This is a genomic window from Microcoleus sp. Z1_A1 (genome assembly GCF_036700305.1).
Classification (GTDB): Bacteria; Cyanobacteriota; Cyanobacteriia; order Cyanobacteriales; family Microcoleaceae; genus Microcoleus.
In genome coordinates, this window is the sequence record NZ_JAUBOR010000071.1 from 1 (window position 1) to 20037 (window position 20037).

Sequence of the window (20037 nt, forward strand, 5' to 3'; positions counted from 1 at the left end):
GTGGGATTAACGGTGACGGTACTACCGCTAACGGTGACATTTGTTGAGGTAACATCAATGGTTTCTACAACTGAGTTATCCGATACTTTCTTTATGACAATATTGCCAGTGCCTTTTTGTACGGCTTCACTCAATGTGACGACTAAATCAGCAGCAACTGCAACACTGGTGGCGTTGTCTGCGGGGGTGAAAGTGGCTGTCGGGGCTGTGGTATCAACGGCAGCCGCAGTGCTGAAATTCCAAGCAGTTGCGCCTGTAGTACCGGCATAATTGTTGCCTCCTAAGTTTTTAATCGCACCGGCAGCAATTTCAACGTAGTAATCAGTACCGGCAGCTAAATCTGCTGTGGGATTAACTGTGACTGTACTACCGCTAACCGTGACATTTGTTGAGGTAACATCAATGGTTTCTACAACTGAGTTGTCGGAGACTTTCTTGATGACAATATTGCCGATGCCTTTTTGTACGGCTTCACTCAAGGTGACGACTAAATCAGCAGCAACTGCAACACTGGTGGCGTTATCGGCTGGGGTGAAACTGCTGGCTGTGGGCGCTGTACCATCAAGGCCGTTACCTTGAATGGTAAAGGTATAAGTAGATTCGTCGAGATCGTTGCTGGAAATATTAATTCGTGCGGTGCGAGTGCCGATAGCCGAAGGTTGGAAAGTAATTTCAAATGGGGTAGCTTGACTGGCACTAATAGTGTTGGCTGGTAATGTCTTGACGGTAAAATCACTGGCATTGGCCCCTGTAATGGTGACTACAGGCGTACCCGATAACGTCAAATTACTAGAACCCAAATTTTCAATGCTAAAGGTGCGAACTAGCGGGCTACCAACTGGGGTATCAGCAAAAGCAGTGCCATCAATTGTCGTGGGTGTAATATCTTGATTGGCGATGGAAGTACCATTGCCTTTGAGATCAATTTCCGGCGGGTTAATGAAGAAAGCTAAATCATTAGAGGCATTGGCATTGCCGTAGTTGAAGATATAGTTCCCACCCCCATAAGGGTTGGTATTCGAGAAAGAGAATGTACCTGTTCCCTCAAAAATAACGGAGTAGGTTTGCCCACTGGTAGCCGAATAAGGAGTGTCTAATTTAACTGTTTTCCAACCCATGCCCGATGGGAGTGATATGCTCTGTTGATAGGTAGGAGTACCTTTGTTCCCGCCAGCACCGCTGCCATTACTGCTGTTGTAAATCAATAAATTGCCAGTAAAAGCACCTCCGGTATAAACCGCAATCTCGCTAATTGTTCCATTCTCAGAAGCTGTGAAGCTCTGTCCCTGATGATTGGTATTAGCACTACCGTTTTGGGTTAATTGCGGGATGGGAGGAATCGGCAGCGTGGAAGCGGTGAGGGTTGTGAAGTTCCAACTGGTTGGCCCTGTAATCCCGGCATAATTGTTACCAGCCGAGTCTTTAATCGCCCCGCTAGCAATTTCTACATAGTATTCGGTACTTGGTGCGAGGTCAGCGGTAGGATTAATGGTGACAGTAGAACCACTGACGGTGACGTTAGCTGATGTGACATCAATGGTTTCAACAACTGAGTTGTCGGAGACTTTCTTGATGACAATATTGCCAGTGCCTTTTTGTACGGCTTCACTCAAGGTGACAACTAAATCAGCAGCAACTGCAATATTAGTGGCGTTGTCTGCAGGGGTGAAACTGGCTGCTGTCGGTGGTGTGGTGTCAGCTACGGTGCTGAAATTCCAAGTGGCTGCACCTGTAGTACCGGCATAATTGTTACCAGCTAAGTCTTTAATTGCACCAGCGGCAATTTCAACGTAGTAATCTGTACCCTCAACTAAATTTGCTGTGGGATTAATGGTGACGCTACTGCCAGTAACTGTGACGTTAGCTGAGGTGACATCAATGGTTTCCACCACTGAGTTGTCGGAGACTTTCTTGATGACAATATTGCCAGTGCCTTTTTGTACGGCTTCACTCAAGGTGACAACTAAATCAGCAGCAACTGCAATATTAGTGGCGTTGTCTGCAGGGGTGAAACTGGCTGCTGTCGGTGGTGTGGTGTCAGCTACGGTGCTGAAATTCCAAGTGGCTGCACCTGTAGTACCGGCATAATTGTTACCAGCTAAGTCTTTAATTGCACCAGCGGCAATTTCAACGTAGTAATCTGTACCCTCAACTAAATTTGCTGTGGGATTAATGGTGACGCTACTGCCAGTAACTGTGACGTTAGCTGATGTGACATCAATGGTTTCCACCACTGAGTTGTCGGAGACTTTCTTGATGACAATATTGCCAGTGCCTTTTTGTACGGCTTCACTCAAGGTGACAACTAAATCAGCAGCAACTGCAATATTAGTGGCGTTGTCTGCAGGGGTGAAACTGGCTGCTGTCGGTGGTGTGGTGTCAGCTACGGTGCTGAAATTCCAAGTGGCTGCACCTGTAGTACCGGCATAATTGTTACCAGCTAAGTCTTTAATTGCACCAGCGGCAATTTCAACGTAGTAATCTGTACCCTCAACTAAATTTGCTGTGGGATTAATGGTGACGCTACTGCCAGTAACTGTGACGTTAGCTGAGGTGACATCAATGGTTTCTACAACTGAGTTGTCGGAGACTTTCTTGATGACAATATTGCCGATGCCTTTTTGTACGGCTTCACTCAAGGTGACGACTAAATCAGCAGCAACTGCAATATTAGTGGCGTTGTCTGCAGGGGTGAAACTGGCGGCTGTCGGCGCTGTGGTGTCAGCTACGGTAATCGTTCCATAGGTATTACTATTATCAGTAGCAGTGGTACTGGCATTTGTGGCAGAATTACTACTGTAGGTCACTCCTGATGCTGTTACGGTTGCACCAGCGTTCACGAAAATAGCACCGCTTTTACCCTGACCGGGCTGAGCGCTAAATCCGCCCGCACCTCCAGTGGCGCTGTTGTTATTAAACGTGGCATTCGTTAGCACCAGAGAACCATTGCGAAGGAAAATGGCTCCGCCTAATCCAGCTCCGCCGCCACCGCCAGCGTCGTAACCATTGCCGCCGAAACTGCCTCCTAAGCCACCGCCGGTATTCCCGCTACCACCACCACCACCAAAGCCACCATTACCACCAAGGCCGTAGGTAGAACCGTTAGCAGCAACGCCCGCATTACCACCACCCCCACCGAATCCTCCAGAACCGCCTTGACCCGATACACCGCTAAACTGGCTAGCACCACCGGCACCGCCGCCACCAAAGTCACCTCCTTGACCGCCGTTGGTACCATTAGCATTGAAAGCACTGAGGCCACCGCCGCCACCCCCACCGAACCCTCCGTTGCTAGCAACTCCACTATTGCTGGTTGTGCCGCCCGTGCCGCCGTTGTTACCAAAGAAGCTACTGCCACCACCGGTACCCCCACCAGTGGTGCCATTAGTCCCAATGTCACTAAATCCGCCGCCACCACCCCCACCACCAGGTTGGTAGCCACCTGAGCCACCGGCTCCGCCGAAGCCGCCACCACCACCCAAACCATTAGAAGCGCCTCCTTGACCGCCTACTGCCTGGTTCTGGGTAAAGGTAACATTATTGATGGTTACTTGAGCGGGCAGTGAAGTTCCGTTGCCATTGATAAATAATGCACCACCAGCCCCTAGTCCACCACCACCGCCAGCAGCACCATTGCCACCATTGCCGCGTCCGCCATGCAGGGTGAGGTTGCTAAAACTCACTGTGCCTTGGTTAACAAAGAACAGGCGCACATCACCGTTGTCATTAATGCCATTATTATTGGCATCCCCACTTATCTTTACGAGGTTCAGCCCAGTCCCCTGAATGCTCACACTGTCATCGACGATTAGTTGCGAATTGAGGCGGATGGTTTGGGAGGTGTTAAATACACTGGGATCGAAAACAATGGTGTCTGCACCGGTCTGGGTGTTGGCTTGGGCGATCGCCTCGCGCAACGACCCCGCCCCACTGTCGTTGGTGTTCGTCACGGTAAAGGTGGCAAGTACCCCGTCATACTTCTGTGATCCTTGTGTCTGAAAAGCTATGGGAGTCTCAATGTTGCCGGTGTTTACCTCCAAAGCCCAGTCGCCACCTAATGCTGCATTACCGGTCTTGTTGGTAGATGCTGCCACATCCGCCCCTGTGATTTGACTCAGGCGCTTTACGAAGTTTTCTCCAACTTCTCCGGCTGCTACATCGCATCCATAAAGTAGAATATCCCCATTTGCTGTCAGCGCACTTCCCCACTGTTTTATCTGAGCGCTAAAATTTTCTAGGTTATTGTCATTGAGTACGTCTGCACCGAGTTTTAAACTGCCTTCGCTGCCGTGAGAAACTATATGAACTGCTTCAATATCTTTTTGATCTGCCAAGGCTTTAGTAATTTGGTCGATCGCGCTGGAATTTTCATTTAAAATCACAATTTGAGCGGGATCGATGCCTTGGATCAGGCTTTGATAATCTTGTACAGAGGAGTCAACGAAAATAATTTGCTTGTTCATGGTTGGTACGTTCATAATTCCTGACATCCTTGATATCTATATATTGTTTACATCCAAGTCCGGCCGGGGTTTCAACCCCCGCCTCAAATCTTAAGTGATCCCTATGATGACTGAAGAATTTATTAGTTCTATTGCTTAAATAAATCGGGCGGTAAAATTGTTAGCCCGTTCCGCTGGAGGATTAAATAACCTGGAAACATCCAAGGCGTTACCGCGAATTAGTAGCTCGATGCTGTCCATAATTCAAGCGATGTTTCTGATACAGCAGATCACTTTGGCTTCGGGAAATAGTGCCAGGATTAATGACAGTTTGCTGCATCACAGGCGATTGGTGTCGCCGATCGCTTCTTTTTCCGCTTGTGGCTGGTAGTCAGCCGAAAAGATACTCATAATCAGCGTCGGTTTTAGTTCAGGGAAATAAACACGGAACACTGATTGTTTTGGGTCACGGCTGACAGCATTCGATCGACTTGCGCCCCCAACAGGGGAAGTCATAGCGCTGTGAAACCGGGGATTTTGTCGTAGTAGTGCAGCCAGTAAAGTAGAGCCTGAGCGGGGTAGTCCTGATATGAAGTGGGATCTCACTGGCTTCGCGTGGGAATGAATGTACATAGCATAGATGCAAATTTAATATATCATACTAAAGACATATTTTTTATACCATGTTTTTATTTAACACTTGGCAACACAACATCCAGGTTTACGATATCTTTACAATTTAGACATCGTGGGTTGGCTTTCCCTATCTCTATCATTGCTTCCGGCTTCTGCCTCTGTAAAGTCGGAAAAGTCGGATCTTAAAGTCGGAAAAGTCGGATCTTTTCCATGAGGACATAATTTAGGCATCCAAAAGAGGCTGTGGGTATGAGGGTTTATTTTTTTTAGCGGATTTTTATTGGCTATTTTGCCAGACAGCATAAAGTTTGACGATATCTTGAGAATCTAGACATCGCCTTTGTTAATTACTCTGGAATTTTTGACCGCAGATGGTGGCGGATATACGCGGATGGACGCTTCGGAGTGTTGATTTGGATTTAAGGACGATCGCCCTTTATGGTATTTTGTCTACTTAAGGGATCTCGCACTTTTATTGATTCCTTGAATCTGCCGCCAATTTCGGATGTTTATTTGCGAAAACGGCCGCGAATGCGATCGACAAACATATCAACTTCCGGCAACTTCATCTGACTAACAAACAGGGCAAAAACCCCTAACCCTACAAAACTTGCCACACTCAACTGCACTAATTGAATTACTAAACCTTCAGTACCCAAAACTCTTTGACAGCCTTGCAGAGTAGCCAATGTAACGAAAGCAGTTACAGAACTGGCAGAAGTTAAGCCCAGAAAAGGCAAACTCCACTCCCCCCAAGGCAGGCCACCCAGCTTTTTATCTAATAAGTACAAAAGCATAATCATCGAAACAAGATTCACTCCCACCGTCGCCAAAACTAATCCGGGCGCGCCAAAAGCTCCAACTAACAAATAATCCAAAAGACCGTTTAAAAAGATATTGATAATACTGATGCGAAAAGGCGTTTCTCCGTCTCCCAAAGCGTAAAATACCCGTACCAAAACGTCGCGTCCCAAATACACAAACATTCCAATACTGTAAGCCATCAATATCGGCGTGACAAACTCCGAGGCCGATCGATCAAAAGCATAGCGTTCGTAAACCACGCGGACGATCGGCCCGGCAAGTGTTACCATTAAAGCGCTCAGCGGCAGCATCGTCAGGGCCGTCAAAATTAAAGATTGACGAATTCGAGCTTTTAATTCCGGCCAATCTCTCGGATCGGTGAGGCGAGAAAATATGGGGAGAAATGGCACTAAAATTACATTAGAAATGATGCCTAAAGGCGTCATAACTAACAAGCCACTGTAACCCATCGCAGAGGCAGCTTGAGGGATGTAGGATGCGAAAAATAGGTCAGTATAAACATTAATTTGCAGCATTCCTGATGATAAGGTAGCAGGAAGCATCACCTTAATTACTTCTGGCACTCCCGGCCGTTTAAAATTAAACCGCAAGCGCAATGTTCCCAAGCCGGCGCGCCACTGTGCCGCTAGTTGCACCAACCACTGCAAAACTGCGCCCGCTAAAGTTCCCCAAGCTAACACTAAGCCGCCAATTAGTGCGAATTCTGGCTGAATAATTTTGTTTCCGATTTGCAGTGCGAGAATCCCCAAACCGCCGACAAGTGCAACGCTGGAAAATAAAGGGCTAATCGAAGGCAACCAGTACATATCGGCGGCGTTGAGAGTGCCGAAACCAATGCCGATTAAGCCTGAAAGTAATGCCATCGGTGCCATAATCCGAAATTGCTGGACGGCAATTGCTTTAATTTGTAAACCTTCGGCTGTTCTATTTAATCCCGGTGCCACCAAATCGATCAGCGGATCTGCAAAAATAATTAAAGCGATCGTCACCAACAGCAACAAGCCGCCGACTAAGGTGGTGATAGTCTCGACTAAGGGTGCTGCTTCTTTTTTATCCCGGCGGGCTAAAACACTGACTATGGCGCTGTGAAATGGCCCGTTAATCCCTCCCAGCAAAATAAATAAGAAACCAGGGATGACGTAGGCGTAGTTGTAGGCATCGACGGCGACACCGACTCCAAAGGCTGCGGCGATCGCAATTTGGCGCACCAATCCAAAGACTTTGCTAATTAGAGTGGCGACTGCGACAATGCCGGCAATCCCTGCGAGGGAACGAGAGGGCTTCTGTAATTGGGACACAAATGGTTACAAACGCTAGTGCTAAAAGGATTCACTTATTTTAATCGCGAATCGGGAGAATCATATCATGAACTGATAAAACTTCTAGGGGGAATTGCGTTTATACCAATTTTATCGATATTACTGACTTGCGGAAATTCAATAATCGATCGGGACTATTCGTCCTAACTACCAACCGCCGTTTCGTGCTATGATGCTTCAATCTAAAATCTAAAATCTACAATCTACAATCTAAAAATGATGAAACAAATGAGTTAATAAAAGCAGAAAAATAACATAATAGTTGATAACTTATGACTGATTGTGTTAGCTCCCAGACTTATTTAAAAAGTTCGGAACCAGGTATTCGGTTATAGGTATAATCTACAATCGAGAATCTAAAATCTAAAATCTAAAATCTAAAATCGAATGACTGACTTAATTTACAAATATCCTCCTCTTTTACCCGGAATTCTCATCAAACGTTACAAGCGATTTTTTGCCGAAATCGAACTAGATTCGGGAGAAATCATCACCGCGCACTGTCCGAATACTGGCCCGATGACAGGTGTTTACATTCCGGGCAATCCAGTGCTAGTATCTCCCAGCGACAATCCTAAACGCAAGTTAGCTTATACTTGGGAATTAATTAAAGTTTGCGACACTGTGCCAACTTGGGTGGGAGTTAATACTGGGCTGCCAAATCGAGTAGTTAAATTAGCTTTGGAATTGAAATTATTTCCTGAGTTGGGCAATTATAGTTTAATTCAACCGGAGGTTGTTTACGGCAGTGATAAAAAAAGTAGAGTGGATTTTTGGCTAACTGGTGAGGAAAAACCGATTTTTCTGGAAGTGAAAAATACAACTTGGGTAAAAGAGGAGTTGGCTTTATTTCCCGATACAGTGACGGAGAGGGGACAGAAACATTTGCGGGAATTGATAGAAGTTGTGCGGCAGGGTTCGAGGGCTGTAATGCTGTATTTTATCAATCGCGGGGATTGTACTGATTTTGCTCCGGGAGATAGTGCCGATCGCCTTTACGGAGAATTGTTCAGACAGGCTATAAGTGAAGGTGTAGAGGTTTTGCCTTGTCGGTTTGATGTGACACCGGAAGGTGTTCGGTATTTGGGATTAGCAAAACTGGATCTACTAACCCCTAAATTATAGGTTTAAATTGCCTGCATTTCTCGATCGATCTCGACACTAGCCACGCCCGGTACTGTCTTTAGTCCTTCTAGCTTCGATTGAGAAACTTCTCCAATAACGATACCAATCACAGGCAGTACCTCATCCACTTTCATTCCCGCCGATTCTAAGGCAGTGACAACCGATTGAATTACCGATATGTTTTGGTCGTCAACACTCACTATGATGCGCTGTACTTGTTCGTCAGACATATTTAGCATCCTTTGGAGCAAATCCATTGCGCTATTGTAAATTGTCTTCTGTTAGATCCCCGCAGGCTTAAAGTGCTGCGGGGATTTGGGTATTCTGCATTACGGAGCTTGTACTAAACCGCTTCCGACACGAGTATTTGGCAAGGGTAGCGCCATAGCATAGGAAGTCAGCAATTGCCAAAGTTCAGCACCTCGTTTACCAGTCGATTCGGCATACAGGGCCGCGAGCCCAGCCACGTGCGGTGTAGCCATGCTAGTGCCATTGTAAGCAGCATAACGCCCTTGCTCCATAGGCACTGATGAGTATATTTCCACTCCCGGAGCGGCGATATCGACTTTAGCCCCTGGAAATATGCCAGATTTAGCCGAGAAGTCAGCCACTGCCTCGCAGTTATCGATCGCTGCAACAGCCATAATCGACTGGCTATTGGCTGGTTGTCCGACGCTTCCTCCGGTTCGTCCGTTATTGCCGGCTGCTGCCACGATCAGACACCCATTTTGCAGCGATCGGCGGCCGACAGTTTCGTAAGCAGTAGACGGTGTTCGAGTGGGGTTTCCTAATGACATCGAGATCACTTGACAGCCGTTGGCGATCGCCCATTCCATGCCAGCCAGAATCCAGGCACCAGCGCCACTACCGGCATTGCTCAACACTTTACCGACATAAATGGTCGATTCGTAAGCGATCCCGTACCGCCGGCCGTTCAGATCCTTGAACCCGCACGCTGTCCCAATGCAGTGCGTGCCATGACTGTTGACATCTTGTACGTCCTCCCCTGGTACGAAGGACTGCGATACGATCGATCGGCCCGCGAAGTCAGGATGCAATAAATCCATCCCCGTATCCAGCACCGCAACTTTCATTCCGCTACCAGTCAGCAGAGAATTCATCACCTTCGTTGCCTTCAAACCCCAAGTAGACTCGATATCATCAGCAAAACATCGTGGTTTCTTGATTTCTGCTACCTCTGTATTAGTGGCTTTGTCGTACAGGTTATCGACCGCATCGCGATAGCCCCGCAGGTAATCTGCCGACAACCCATCGCCAATGGCGTAGAAAGTGCGCTCTGGTTCGATCGCCAGAATAGCCGAATCCTCTCCCGCTGATGTCATGACGCTGCTGAAAGCCTCTTCGTCTAAGGAAACAACGGCAACGCCGAGAGTAGGAAACACCGCTCCCCCTGCAGCTTCAATTTGGATCAAGTCTAGAGCAGAGTCCGCGAAATCGGAAGCATTTGCCAGTCCTCTGATACCAGTTTGGTCGCTCAAGAGGTCTAATCCTTCTGTCACTGCATCTTCGCCGAAAGTAATAATGTAACGCCCTGTTGTTGCATCGGCTTGGGCAGTTTCTGGGATGGGAAAACTAGGTTGTTGAGACATAAAATACCTCTTATTGAGTATTTGACGGTTTGACTGGGATGAGAAATCTCTGACAGCTTTTATGACATTGATTTCTCTTCAGGTTGAGTTGTCGAAATTAAGCTGTCTTGCTCCTGATGAAACCCGGTTTTTTTTTGTTAATTCAATTAGCTTTGGATAATGCGTTTATTTGCAAAAGAGAGTTCTTTAATCCCAAGGCTGTTTCATTTTCCAAATCTAAGCTTGCAAGGGCAAGTGACAAAAGTGACTTAATCTAATTGCTGCGAAATTCTCATTTGTAGGACTTACGCTGCATTCCTTCTATTTTGACACTATGTGTACTTGTATGGTGCTCTTCGGCGCACCATACAAGTACAGTCTTTGCATAAGTCGTATAATAACAGTGGCTAGCTGTTAGTTACCAGTCGCATAATCGAGGGACTTGCATAAATTTTATTTTTGTGTTAATCGAAGTAGAGGCTATTGTAGAGATTGGCGATCGGCGAAAAAGAAAGTGACAGTCAATCGATTTGAGATTTGAGATTTAAGATTGAAGAAAATGTTTAGTTGATAAATTACCTGTCAACATCAGGCGATGTTTCGCTTACAATACACTATGTAGCATCTAATAAAAAAGAGCGATCGCACTATGGGAATGACCCTGACCGAAAAAATCTTAGCCAAAGCATCAGGCCGCACTAAAGTTGAGCCCGGAGAAAATATTTGGGTAGAAACAGACGTGTTGATGACCCACGATGTCTGCGGCCCCGGCACTATCGGCGTTTTCAAACGCGAATTCGGTGAGAATGCTAAAGTCTGGAACCCAGACAAAATCGTCCTCATTCCCGACCACTACATTTTCACCAACGACGAACGCGCTAACCGCAACGTCGATATTCTCCGCGATTTTGCGAAAGAACAAGGGATAAAATACTTTTACGACATCACGGATCGATCGGACTTCAAAGCAAATCCCGACTACAAAGGAGTTTGCCACATCGCGCTAGCACAAGAAGGCCACACCAGACCAGGGGAAGTGCTCTTCGGCACAGATTCCCACACCTGTAATGCCGGCGCTTTCGGACAATTCGCCACCGGTATCGGCAATACAGACGCGGCTTTTATCATGGGAACCGGCAAACTGTTAATCAAAGTTCCCGCAACCATGCGCTTTGTGTTTAACGGTGAACTGCCGGATTATTTGTTAGCAAAAGACCTAATTTTGCAGATTATTGGTGATATTAGCGTTGCGGGTGCTAACTACCGGACGATGGAATTTGCCGGCGATACAGTTGAACGTTTGACGATGGAAGAACGGATGACGCTGTGCAATATGGTGATTGAAGCTGGCGGCAAAAACGGCACGGTTGCGCCGGACAAAACTACGTTTGATTACGTTACTTCGCGGACTGATAAACCCTTCGATTCATTTTACAGCGATGGGGATGCTAAATTTTATAGCGATCGCACCTACGATGTCACCCAATTAGAACCAGTCGTCGCCAAACCGCACTCTCCCGACAACCGCGACTTAGCGCGCAACTGTCGCGATGTCAAGATCGATCGAGTTTACATCGGTTCCTGCACCGGCGGCAAAACCTCCGACTTTCTAAATGCCGCCCGCATTCTCAAAGGAAATCAAGTCAAAGTTCCGACGTATTTAGTACCAGCAACTCAGAAAGTTTACGAAGATTTGTTTGTCACAAAATACGATGGTCAAACGCTTTCGGAAATCTTCTTAGCTGCCGGCTGCATTGAACCTGCCGCGCCTTCTTGCGCCGCTTGTTTGGGCGGGCCGAAAGATACTTTTGGGCGGATGAATGAACCAGAAATTTGTGTATCTACAACTAACCGGAATTTCCCCGGCCGCATGGGGAATAAAGAAGCGCAAGTTTATCTCGCTTCGCCTTACACGGCGGCGGCTTCGGCGCTGACTGGGTATGTCACCGATCCGCGCGAATTCCTGTGTTAGAAGTTGCTTTTTACCCGTTGTAGGGTGCGTCAGACTTTCACTCTAGAATTTATCGAGGGTTTCGGATATGACGCACCTTATATTATGTTCGATCGATTAGTTTCGATCTGGGCGGGGGCGGGTTTATTGTATTGTCGATTCTAGGCAAATACTATTGGTGAACCCGCCCCTACAAGACATAGAATTAGATCGTAACCGATCGATTTATCTTAAATTAAATGAACAAGCTAGGTGAGATTTGAAAATAATCGCCGAGTGCCTTAGCTTGTGCTTTGCTAATTGAGCGCTTGCCATTCACAACTTCAGATACTACGCCGCTAGATCCAATGATACCTACCAAGTCTGCTTGGCGGGTGCCACTGGATTCCATGATATGTTGCAAAATCTCATGAGGTTCGGATTTGTCTACCGGATAGTTTTCTGTCTCGTAAACTTCTATCAAAGTGACTAACAACTTGTATAAAACTTTCTCCTCTGGAGTGAGGTTTTTAGCAAATGTTAGCCTTTCTGCAACTGCCAGGAGGCGATCGTATTCTTCCTCAGTTTCGATCGCCTTGGGAGCAATTTCTGCGAGCAAGTTGCTGTAAGTCGTTCGGTCAAAAGTTAGGGTCATTTTTCCATTTTTCTTGGTCGTAGTCAGAGTGGGTTAGGAAATATTTGTAGAAAACAGTTTGGTTCTCATAGTTAATCCCAACAATCAGGCGATAGTCGTTGCCTTTGATATTAAAGACGGTAAAGTTTCCTACTGCTTCGGCATCCCGATAAATTTTGCGAACATCCTCCAAATTATGCCATTCTGCTTTGTTGACAGTTTCTTTCCAAATCTCAATTTGGTTTTTGACATCCGGGTATTTAGCAGCATTATTACGGAGGTTGCGGAGCGAAATTAGGTGCATTTGTTTTTAGCTTTTTAGTGGTTTTGTATTGCATCTCTTTCGCTTCCATAACGTGGCTTATTCCATCACTTTATACAGGACTTACTCACAGATTTTATCTATAGCAATCCTTGCAAGAGTCGTAAACTTTTTACCCCACCCCAACCCTCCCCTTGGTAAGGGGAGTAAGAAATTCACAAATGATGCGAGGATTGCTACAGCGGATTCCAGGTTTATAAAGTACACCCCAGAAACCGGGTTTCTTCTGGATTTCTCGCCAGAAACCGGTTTTATTCAAGAAACCCGGTTTCTCTGTACTTCACTTACCTGGAAAGTGCTGTATATAGAGCGATCGCTGTCCACCAGAACTCTACAGGTGATCTCAAAGTTCGGTTATGCAGGGTAATACCAAATCCGGGTTAGGCATCCCCTTTATTGACCAGAAATTTCTTCATGTGGTACCCGCCACGTGATTTATCCAGAAATTTCTTCATGTGGTACCCGCCACGTGATTTATCCGTGCAATCAATTCTTTAATCGAAAATCGAAAATCACTTATTGCCCCCGCATTTATCTCGCGCAAGTCAATCGAAAATCGAAAATCGAAAATCGAAAATCGAAAATCGATTGACGGAATATTTATAACAGGGGTGGTAAACTCGGATTTGGTATAAGTCCTGCTTGTATACTCATACTCTCATTTTGAGAGGTAAGTGTCAAGGGTCGATCGGGTAAACATTTTTTAAGCCGCGTAGGTGAGTTGTGTTTGTGCAGTACGCACTGTACACCCTACTTGAATTGACAGGAGATTTACTTTGAAAACACTATTTTTGGCTTGGCAAAGCCCGGACAGCGGTTCTTGGTTTCCGATTGGTCGATTGACATTTAACGGTAAAGAATACCAGTTCAATTATACAAATGGTGTTCTAGAAGCGAAACTCAAGTGCGGGTTTCAACCCTTGCCATCTTTCCCGGATTTCCATAATGTTTACACTTCACAGAAACTGTTTTCGTTGTTTTCTAATCGAGTGATGGCCCGATCGCGCCCTGAGTACCCTGAATTTGTACAGTGGTTGAATATCCCTGAACACGAACATGACCCAATTGCTTTATTGGCGCGCAGCGGAGGCAAACGGGCAACTGATAAATTTGAGGTATTCCCTTGTCCCGAACCCGATGAAAATGGACGTTACTGTATCCATTTTTTTGCAGATGGACTGCGATACCTTTCAAAGTCGGCAATTGAACGGATTAATCGGCTTAAAGTGGGCGAACTTTTGTATTTAGCCCACGAATTTAAAAATCCGCGCGCTTCCCGTCTGCTTCTGTGTACTAAAGATCACTGGATTGTTGGCTATTGTCAGCGCTATCTTGTGGATGATATTTTTGAAATTATTTCGCAGCATCCAGAATTGGTTCGCGTACAAGTCGATCGCGTCAATCAACCCCCAACGCCGCTACAGTTCCGCTTGCTATGCAAGATGACTGCCGATTGGCGAGACTTTCGCCCCTTCCAAAGTCGGATGTACCAGCCGATTAGCAATGATGTTTTAGCTGCAAGTGCGATCGGATAATCAGCAACAATAAGTAAAATTACGATCGCAGAATTAGGGAAGAAGTCAAGTTAATTGTTGTGAATTGAATACAGAAGATTGCACAATTTATACAAATAATTAGCTTGATCTTGACATTTTTTACATAATGGAGTATGTTTGAGCTAATTTATCGATTCCTAATTTCGCATTCTCAGTTAAGTCCATACAATTTGTGAAAATTAGAGCTACAGATTGCTAATGATTTTGATTAGTCTTGTTGCGCTAAGTGAAACAAATTCGAGTTCTAATTTTTATATTGAGAACTCGTATGGGTGTGAAATTAACCGATTAGAAAATTGAGACAATTGTGAGTATGAACAAAAAAATAAAGATTGGGGTTGCTGAAGCTTTTGGTACTTTTGTGTTGGTATTAGGTGGATGTGGCAGTGCGGTTTTAGCTGGAGATAAAATCGGCTTTTTGGGAGTTTCGATCGCCTTTGGTCTATCCCTCTTAATCATGGTTTATACCATCGGCCCTATCTCTGGATGCCACATTAATCCGGCGGTAAGTATCGGTTTAGTAGTTGCGAAACTGATCGATGCTGTTTTGCTTCCTTATTATATAGGAGGTCAGATTGTAGGCGGAATTTTAGGCGGTCTGGTTTTGTATATGATAGCATCAGGAAAACCAGGCTTTGATGCGGCTGCTTCTGGATTTGCCTCTAACGGTTTTGCAGAACATTCTCCCACGGGTTACGGACTTTTGGCAGCAGCTTTGACGGAAATTGTACTAACTGCTTTTCTGTTATTTACCATCATGGGTACTACCCATCCCAAATATCCCGTCGGTTTGGGCGGAATTCCCATCGGCTTGATGCTGGTGTTGATTCATTTAGTCGGAATTCCCATAACCAATACTTCAGTTAACCCAGCTAGAAGTATCGGTGTCGCACTTTTTCAAGGCGGATGGGCAATCCAACAGTTATGGGCGTTTATTGTATTCCCTGTGATCGGTGGAATTATCGGCGTTTTGGCTTATAATTTCATTAAACCCACTCTGGAAGAAATTTGAGCGAAAATCATAAATAAACCGGGTTTATTGAATTTTTTAGGGTGGTAGAATTCATCCGGCAACTTAAGAAACCCGGTTTGTCGATCGCACAACTTGATAAAATTGCAAGTATATTGCAAGTATTCGGTAAATAGGTGCCATGATTACGATCGTGATGGGAGTCTCAGGTTCTGGCAAAACTACTGTTGGCAAGTTGCTGGCGCAATCTCTCAATTGGGATTTCAGGGATGCCGACGATTTTCACCCATCAGCTAATATCAATAAAATGAGTCGGGGCATTCCTTTAGAAGATGCGGATCGCCTTCCTTGGCTATTACAATTGCAAGCTACAATAGACAGGTGGCTGTTAGAAAATAAAAATGTGGTTTTGGCTTGTTCTGCTTTAAAAACATCTTACCGCGAAATGCTCTACCGAGACCAAAAGCGCATGAAGATAGTTTATCTAAAATGTTCTTTTCAGCTATTAGCCACCAGGTTAAAAACTCGCGAAAATCACTACATGAAAGCAGACTTGCTGTTAAGCCAGTTAGACAGTCTCGAAGAACCTGAAGATGCAATTATCATAGATGCTTCGCAGCCACTAGAGTTAATCGTGCGCCAAATTATATCATGTCCGATCGATCGCCCATAATACCATTGCCGGGGCGGGTTTTTGAGATTGTCCGTTTTTGGCAAATATTATTAGTGAACCCGCCCCTACAGGAATCAGGGTAATCGATGGGACATGATATGATGTGCGGTTAATTGCCCCCAATAAAACCTATAATACTAAATCGAGCTTAAATACCAGTTTATTTCTTAGTCCCTCTTAACTAGGGCAAGAATTTGTATAGTAGCTATTTCAAACGGCGAGTCTTAGCGAGGGTTTTTAACTCGGATTTAGTATAACAGTATTTTTTTCCTAGCAACCGAGTTTATGAACCAAAATTAGCCCCCTTTCCGTTTCCAGACTGATAGGTTGGCGGCCCTAATTTTTGTACAAATATAAGAAAGCTTCTACTTCAGCCGCAGTAGGTTGAGATATAATTGCCCCCGGTTTCATCGCTGTCATCGCACCTACCGCACTGGCATAAGTTACAATTGTTTGGGCTATTTTGGGGTCGGCTAAATTCTTAATTCCATGCTTGCACAACTGTCGCACAAAACCAGCCAGAAATGCGTCGCCTGCACCTGTTGTATCCTCAACATCTACTGTAAATGCGGGGATTTTTCCTTCATTTTCCGAGATACAATAGGCGCAACCTTTCTCGCCCGCAGTCACCAAAACGCCTTCTACGGAATCGAGACGGTAGGTAATTGCTCCAGCATCGGTAGTGTCAAACAACCATTCGGCTTCTTCCTCAGATAACTTGACAAAATCAACTTTTTTTAATATTTTTCTAATGCGCGCTTTTGCTTCGTCTGGATTTGGCCAAAACACGGGACGCCAATTGATGTCAAGTATAATTTTAACGTCGTAGTGTTCTGCTAGTTCGATCGCTCGGACGATCGCCTCTCGACTTTCAGGATAAGCTAATTCTAAAGTACCTAGCACTAAATATTCGGCATTTTCAAACAGCACTTCGGGTAGTTGTGCAGCGAGGAGGCGGGTGTCGGCAAAATCCGCAGTATCAAATTTGCCAAAACCGGCAAAATTTCGATCGCCCGCTTCATTCCGCAAGACATAAACTTGCCGCGTCGGCGCACTTGGATGTCGCTGCAATCCAGCAATATCAACCCCTACTTCTTGCAATACCTGCACTAGAGAATTACCCAATTCATCCCCACCTACAGCCCCGATAAATCCCGCCGCCGTCCCTAATTTAACCAAAGCACAGGCAACATTAGCAGGAGCACCGCCGGGATATGCCGTCCAAGATTCTACCTCTTCGAGAGATACTCCTGGTTTGTCTGCTAAACAATCAAATAAAACTTCACCCAGACACAGAACGCGAGGATAAGTCATGTCTATTTTAGATTTTAGATTTTAGATTTTAGACCAGCAGTAGACAGCTCAAGAATTATTTTTAACCGATCCCAGAAAAATTGCAAGCTATATTTTAATAGCTGCTCCTATAATACCAGACTTATTGATACTGGCAGTTACTCGCTCAACGCACAAGTGCAGTGCGGCGTATCAGTTGTTTTACCTGAAAACATCTGCGGGTTTGGCCCGGATGTCAGATGCGCGCAGGTAAAGGGCTCACCCGCCACCGGAAGGGTGCCAGCAGTGCAAGTCGGTGCGCGTCATGCTGTGTCAGCGCTGAGTTTGCACTCTTGGCGATTCTGCAGGCGAGTTGGTGCTTCGGGCCCGAAAGAGTAGCACAGCAAATTTAATTTTCTCTTCATACTCGATCCCTCATCCTTTAGAATTGTAGATAGGTAAATATGCAGACATAGGAAAAATTTATGAGTGGGATTGTCTCTGGGACCCCTGTCACCCTTTCGGACAGAGAATTGCAAGTGGTAGAGTTAGTAGCAGCGGGATTGACTAATGAGAAAATCGCCGAAAAGTTAGAGATTAGCAAGCGTACAGTTGACAACCACATTAGCAATATCTTGAACAAGACGCGGGCTGACAATCGAGTTACGCTTGTACGCTGGGCTTTGCAGTGGGGAAAGGTATGTTTGGACAATATTAACTGCTGTCCTCTACCGCGGCCGATCGATAAAGAAGTATCTTAAGTAGGGATTTTGGTTGGGGACAGGCAAAGAAATGATGCAAACGGCACAAGAAAAACAACTCCGCTATCAAATTCAAAGCCCTGGATTGCCGCTGGCGGTGTATCGCGAAGTGGCGATCCATTTGCGTCAAGTTGAAGGGGTGCAAACCGGTTTAATTCCGCAGCAGTCGCAGCGGTTTGATTACTACGACAGCCAAGTTGGGGGTTTGTGGATACAGTATCCTGAAGGGTTCGATTTGGCAGGTCGCGAGCGGGTCGATCGCATTTTGGCTTATTATGGCGATCGTTACGGAGCCTGGGAATTATTAAGTCATTAGTTATTGGGAATTGTTAGCTGTTGACTGTTGACTGTTAACTGTTGACTGTTAACTTTTAACTTTTAACTAATAACTAATGATTAATGACTACTGACTACTGACTACTGACTACTGACTACTGACTACTGACTACTGACTACTGACTACTGACTAACAAAATGAGTGCAATTAAAACTTTACCGGGAACGCGGGATATTTTGCCCGCTGAAATTCAATATTGGCAAAATATAGAAGAAGTCGCTAGAACCATTTTAAAAAAAGCGGCTTATCGAGAAATTCGGACGCCAATTTTTGAACAGACATCTTTATTTGAACGCGGCATCGGAGAAGCTACCGATGTCGTGGGCAAAGAAATGTACACTTTTAAGGATAAGGGCGATCGATCGACAACTTTGCGTCCAGAAGGCACCGCCGGAGTAGTCCGAGCTTTTATTGAACACAGTTTGTACGCGGCTGGTGACGTACAGCGCCTGTGGTATGCTGGACCGATGTTTCGCTACGAAGGCACGCAAGAAGGAAGACAGCGGCAGTTCAATCAAATTGGCGTGGAAGTCTTGGGGAGTGCGAATCCTCGTGCGGATGTCGAAGTAATTGCGATCGCCACCGACATCCTGCAAATCCTCGGTTTAAAAAATTTGCGCCTCGATATTAATTCTGTCGGAAATAAGCAAGACAGACAAAATTACCGACAAGCTTTGATAGATTATTTTACACCGCACAAAGACGAATTAGACGCGGATTCTCAAGATCGCTTGACTCGCAATCCGCTGCGGATATTGGACAGCAAAAATCAGCGCACTCAAGAAATTGTAGCTGGTGCGCCGAGTATTTTGGACTATTTGGGAGAGGAATCGCGAGATCACTTCGAGCAAGTGCAGCTTATGCTCACAAATTTAGGAATTAGCTATCAGTTAAATCCCAGATTAGTGCGCGGTTTAGATTACTATACCAACACCGCATTTGAAATTATCTCCGACGATTTGGGAGCGCAAGCAACAGTTTGCGGAGGCGGCCGCTACGACGGTTTAGTAAAGGAATTGGGCGGCCCAGATACGGCGGCAGTCGGTTGGGCAATGGGTATCGAAAGGTTGATTATCCTGCTGCAAAAGTTGCAACCTTTGCCCGCGCCAAAGTTAGATTTCTATTTGGTATCCAGGGGCGATAAAGCTGAACAGCAATCGGTATTGTTAGCTCAAAAATTGCGAAGTGCCGGGTTTAGTGTAGAGATAGATTTGAGTGCTAGTCCTTTCAAGAAACAGTTTAAAAGAGCCGACAGAAGCGGTGCAGTTGCGTGTTTAGTTTTGGGAGATACGGAAGCTGAAAACGAGACGGTACAATTGAAGTGGTTGGCGACTGGTGAACAAAGTGCGATCGCCCAATCAGAACTACTAGCAATGACAAACGAGCTACAGCAGAAGATAATTGCTGCATATTAAGTCCGGCAGGGAATGAATTCCCTGCCTCAAAGCTAAAGTCCTCTTCAGAGGACTAATTATTTTAACAGTCTTCTTCTCAGTCCTCTTCAGAGGACTTTAGCTATTAGCCAGGGGTTTCAACCCCTGGCGGACTATCGGCTTAAGTCGTTACTAACGGGACTTAAACATAAAATACGATAAAAATAGGTTATAATGCTTACATAGCAAGCATATAACGTTAAAAAATGACCC

General features: G+C 45.5%; 16 protein-coding genes. 8 read left to right on the forward strand and 8 right to left on the reverse strand.

Annotation, left to right across the window (positions count from 1 at the left end):
* The 3 genes from QT973_RS25545 to murJ all read right to left on the reverse strand — a co-directional run.
* Positions 1-4478: Ig-like domain-containing protein (locus tag QT973_RS25545; RefSeq protein WP_333392479.1), on the reverse strand; the 4478-nt coding region annotated here is incomplete at its 3' end.
* Positions 4479-4781: 303 nt separating this feature from the next.
* Entirely contained in the window at positions 4782-4958 is a 177-nt protein-coding gene (locus QT973_RS25550; RefSeq protein ID WP_333210815.1) for a hypothetical protein, read from the reverse strand.
* A gap of 629 nt (positions 4959-5587) precedes the next feature.
* Complete coding sequence (murJ, locus tag QT973_RS25555; protein WP_333210817.1) at positions 5588-7201, reverse strand: murein biosynthesis integral membrane protein MurJ; 1614 nt, start codon at positions 7199-7201, stop codon at positions 5588-5590.
* Between the two features lie 408 nt (positions 7202-7609).
* Between murJ and sfsA the strand changes: the two genes are divergently transcribed.
* Complete coding sequence (sfsA, locus tag QT973_RS25560; protein WP_333058200.1) at positions 7610-8347, forward strand: DNA/RNA nuclease SfsA; 738 nt, start codon at positions 7610-7612, stop codon at positions 8345-8347.
* Positions 8348-8349: 2 nt separating this feature from the next.
* On the opposite strand, the gene QT973_RS25565 is transcribed toward sfsA, so the two are convergent.
* Both QT973_RS25565 and QT973_RS25570 read right to left on the reverse strand, forming a co-directional pair.
* Positions 8350-8577, reverse strand: a complete 228-nt coding sequence (locus QT973_RS25565) for a hypothetical protein (protein ID WP_333058199.1) — start codon at positions 8575-8577, stop codon at positions 8350-8352.
* 99 nt (positions 8578-8676) lie between these two features.
* Positions 8677-9957 (reverse strand): S8 family serine peptidase, encoded by a 1281-nt coding sequence (locus tag QT973_RS25570; RefSeq protein WP_333262694.1) that lies wholly within the window; start codon positions 9955-9957, stop codon positions 8677-8679.
* Positions 9958-10585: 628 nt separating this feature from the next.
* Between QT973_RS25570 and QT973_RS25575 the strand changes: the two genes are divergently transcribed.
* Entirely contained in the window at positions 10586-11908 is a 1323-nt protein-coding gene (locus QT973_RS25575) for a 3-isopropylmalate dehydratase large subunit (RefSeq protein ID WP_333058197.1), read from the forward strand.
* Positions 11909-12122: 214 nt separating this feature from the next.
* On the opposite strand, the gene QT973_RS25580 is transcribed toward QT973_RS25575, so the two are convergent.
* Entirely contained in the window at positions 12123-12521 is a 399-nt protein-coding gene (locus tag QT973_RS25580) for a transcriptional regulator (RefSeq protein ID WP_333058196.1), read from the reverse strand.
* Positions 12505-12804 (reverse strand): type II toxin-antitoxin system HigB family toxin, encoded by a 300-nt coding sequence (locus QT973_RS25585; protein WP_333232233.1) that lies wholly within the window; start codon positions 12802-12804, stop codon positions 12505-12507. Before QT973_RS25585 ends, QT973_RS25580 begins: the two co-directional genes overlap by 17 nt.
* Before the next feature lie 794 nt (positions 12805-13598).
* Here QT973_RS25585 and QT973_RS25590 point away from each other — a divergent pair.
* The 3 genes from QT973_RS25590 (at position 13599) to QT973_RS25600 (ending at position 16021) form a co-directional block, all read left to right on the forward strand.
* Positions 13599-14357: a DNA-binding protein gene (locus QT973_RS25590; protein ID WP_333210822.1), complete on the forward strand. Its 759-nt coding sequence runs from the start codon at positions 13599-13601 to the stop codon at positions 14355-14357.
* Positions 14358-14691: 334 nt separating this feature from the next.
* A complete protein-coding gene (gene aqpZ / locus QT973_RS25595; protein WP_333058193.1) occupies positions 14692-15390 on the forward strand; it encodes an aquaporin Z in 699 nt (232 codons plus the stop codon).
* 139 nt (positions 15391-15529) lie between these two features.
* Entirely contained in the window at positions 15530-16021 is a 492-nt protein-coding gene (locus QT973_RS25600; RefSeq protein ID WP_333058192.1) for a gluconokinase, read from the forward strand.
* Positions 16022-16357: 336 nt separating this feature from the next.
* Here QT973_RS25600 and QT973_RS25605 read toward each other — a convergent pair whose 3' ends face one another.
* Entirely contained in the window at positions 16358-17335 is a 978-nt protein-coding gene (locus tag QT973_RS25605) for a carbohydrate kinase (protein WP_333058191.1), read from the reverse strand.
* 443 nt (positions 17336-17778) lie between these two features.
* On the opposite strand from QT973_RS25605, the gene QT973_RS25610 reads away from it, so the two are divergent.
* The 3 genes from QT973_RS25610 to hisS all read left to right on the forward strand — a co-directional run bounded on the left by QT973_RS25610 (position 17779) and on the right by hisS (position 19806).
* Positions 17779-18054: a photosynthetic electron transport-dependent transcriptional regulator PedR gene (locus QT973_RS25610; RefSeq protein ID WP_006633901.1), complete on the forward strand. Its 276-nt coding sequence runs from the start codon at positions 17779-17781 to the stop codon at positions 18052-18054.
* A gap of 34 nt (positions 18055-18088) precedes the next feature.
* Positions 18089-18370, forward strand: coding sequence for a hypothetical protein (locus QT973_RS25615; RefSeq protein ID WP_333058204.1), 282 nt, complete (start codon positions 18089-18091; stop codon positions 18368-18370).
* A gap of 158 nt (positions 18371-18528) precedes the next feature.
* Positions 18529-19806 carry a histidine--tRNA ligase gene (gene hisS / locus QT973_RS25620; RefSeq protein ID WP_333210826.1) on the forward strand — a complete coding sequence of 426 codons (1278 nt, stop codon included), beginning with the start codon at positions 18529-18531 and terminating at the stop codon, positions 19804-19806.
* Positions 19807-20037: the final 231 nt, after the last annotated feature.